The 506-nt window shown below is 68.2% G+C and carries 1 protein-coding gene; it reads left to right on the forward strand.

All coding sequences use genetic code 11. From position 1 onward, the window contains the following. Positions 1–506 (forward strand): hypothetical protein (locus CFB82_RS43690; protein WP_218829115.1); only part of this gene is annotated, 506 nt, incomplete at both ends.

Genomic DNA, 506 nt, shown 5'->3' on the forward strand with positions numbered 1-506 from the left:
GGATGAATCGATTGGCTGGCGCGGCGGCGCAACTGCCTGGGGAAACACGTAAGCACCTGGCGGTGCGGGCCTTGGCGGGCGGGCTCACGATCCGCGCGCTGGCTGATGGGCACGGCGTGAGCCGCAAGTTCGTCTACCAGCAGAAGCATAAGGCCCGCGCGGCGCTGGATGATGCCTTCACGCCCGCGCCCGAGGCAGCCGAGCCGGTGCTGGGCACGCTGCCGGTCACGGCACGCTGGCTGCGCCAGGTGATCGTCGCGCTCACGCTGAGCTGCCGCAGTTCGTATCGTGGCGTGGTCGAGTTTGTGCGCGACCTGCTGGGCCTGTCGATCAGTGAAGGCCACGTGCACGACGTGATGCAATGGGCCGCTCAGCGGGCGGGGGCCATCAACCGAGAGCAGGACCTCTCGGGCATCCGCGTGGGCCTGCATGACGAGATCTTCCACGGCGATCGCCCGGTGCTGGCCGGCGTCGATGCAGATTCGACCTACTGTTACCTGCTGGCC

The sequence above is a fragment of the Burkholderia sp. HI2714 genome, assembly GCF_002223085.1.
Classification (GTDB): domain Bacteria; phylum Pseudomonadota; class Gammaproteobacteria; order Burkholderiales; family Burkholderiaceae; genus Burkholderia; species Burkholderia lata_D.